An 886-nucleotide genomic window follows, 5' to 3' on the forward strand; every position below is an offset into this window, starting at 1 on the left:
CTAGGGGCTGTCCCTGATCTCAGGCCGGAAAATCAACCTGGTGGATCAAACACCGGCATTGGACCCGGCTTCGGAAGGCATCAGGAGGTTGCCAGCCAGCGTCAGGCATGATCAACGCTGGCTGTGCGCCGACATGAGCTGACCGATGCCGAGTGGAGCCGCATTGAGCCCCTGCTGGGCTCGCGCAGTGGCCCACCCTCGAAGCGAGGGGACCGCGACTTCATCAACGCCGTCATCTGGCGTGTGAAGACGGGCGTGCAGTGGCGGGACTTGCCCGAGCGGTTCGGCCATTGGAAGACCGTCTACAACCGCTTCCACCGCTGGGCGCAGGCCGGCAGATGGGAGGCCATCTTCAAGGCCCTGCGGCTTGAAGTGGATGAGCGCGGCTCGCTCGCAGATGCCTCCGTCGTCCGAGCGCACCAGGACGCCTCGGGCGGAAAAGGGGGGTCCGAAGAAATGCTCTGGGGCGTTCTCGAGGAGGTTTTTCAACGAAGGTTCACGCCGTCACAACGACGGGCGGTAAGCCGCTCCACCTCGCGCTGACGCCCGGCCAGCAGCATGAGTCCACCATGGCCGAGGAGTTGCTGGTGCATGCCGAGGGCGAAGCCTTCATCGCAGACACCGGCTACGACGCGGAGCGCATTCGCTCCAACGTCTTGAATGTGGAGATGAAGCCTGTGATTCATCCCCACCCCGGCCGCAAGCAGCCTCCGCCGCTGGACCGCACCCTCTACCGGCTGCGCTACCGGGTGGAGTGCTTCTTCCACGACCTCAAGCGCTTTCGCGCCGCCGCCACCCGCTACGACAAGACGGCGACCTGCTACCTCGCTGTCCTCCACGTCGCTTCCATGCTTCTCTGGCTGCGTTAATCAGGGACAGCCCCTAG

Annotated in this window: 1 pseudogene; it reads left to right on the forward strand. The window is 64.6% G+C overall.

The features are described from left to right. Positions 1–123 precede the first annotated feature (123 nt). A pseudogene (locus D7W79_RS45580) lies at positions 124–869 on the forward strand (IS5 family transposase). Positions 870–886 lie beyond the last annotated feature (17 nt).

It is taken from the genome of Corallococcus exercitus (genome assembly GCF_003611585.1).
GTDB lineage: Bacteria > Myxococcota > Myxococcia > Myxococcales > Myxococcaceae > Corallococcus > Corallococcus exercitus.